1 protein-coding gene and 1 pseudogene are annotated in these 817 nt (G+C 64.9%); both read left to right on the forward strand.

The genetic code is table 11. From position 1 onward, the window contains the following. Positions 1-364 (forward strand): annotated as a pseudogene (locus CG51_RS18830) (Clp protease ClpC); the annotation flags it as partial. A 77-nt stretch (positions 365-441) separates the two neighbouring features. Further along, a partial coding sequence (locus CG51_RS19845) for an HPF/RaiA family ribosome-associated protein (RefSeq protein WP_211254220.1) occupies positions 442-817 on the forward strand: 376 nt, incomplete at its 3' end.

Genomic DNA, 817 nt, shown 5'->3' on the forward strand with positions numbered 1-817 from the left:
CCAGGGCGTCGAACTCGAATTCGACGTGAGCGTCGTGGATCACTTCGGCGCGGTCGGCTTCCGCCCCGAATTCGGCGCCCGCGAGCTGCGCCGGCTGATCCGGTCGGAGTTGGAGACCGAGTTGGCCCGCGAGATGCTCTCCGGGCGGATCGAGGATGGTGACAAGGTCCGCGTCGCCTGGTCGGAAGACGAACAGAGGGTCATGTTCGAAAAGATCGTAAAGGACACCGGTGACGACAGCCCGGACGATCAGGCCAAGGCCGGGATCGAGGAGCCCAGCGAAGTTGCCGAAAACAAGACGGACGTTCCGAAGCCCAGCGTTGGGGATGAGGTGCAGTCCAAGGACGACAAGTCCGCCGAGTGACAGCGCAAAAGACTGGCCCGGCGCGATATCGGTCGCGCCGGACCATCTCTTCGGAGAGTTATAGGAAGGTCCACGGCATGAACGTCATTAGATCATTCCGCAATCTCGACCGGCACGGCCAACAGCGCGCGCCTGAGGTCATCGAGGAAGAAGTGCGGCAACTTGAACCGCACCTTGCGCGCTTTCGCGAGGATCTGGTCCGGCTCGAAGTCGTTGCCTCGCAGACGAGGGGCAAGAAGCGCATCAAAGTCAGCCTGCGCCTGCAACTGCCGTCGGGCGTGATCGCGGCGCGGGAAGAGGGATTCGAGATCGAGCCTGCCCTGCGCAAGGCCTTTGCCGACCTGCGCCACCAGGTCGATCGGCATGTGGCGCGCCTCAAGCACGAGCCTGAATACAAGCGTCCCGCCCGCCGGCGCCGGATCGGCGCCCCGCTGCCGCCCGCGCGGGATGCGG

Origin of the sequence: Haematobacter missouriensis, assembly GCF_000740775.1 — a bacterium.
Classification (GTDB): domain Bacteria; phylum Pseudomonadota; class Alphaproteobacteria; order Rhodobacterales; family Rhodobacteraceae; genus Haematobacter; species Haematobacter missouriensis.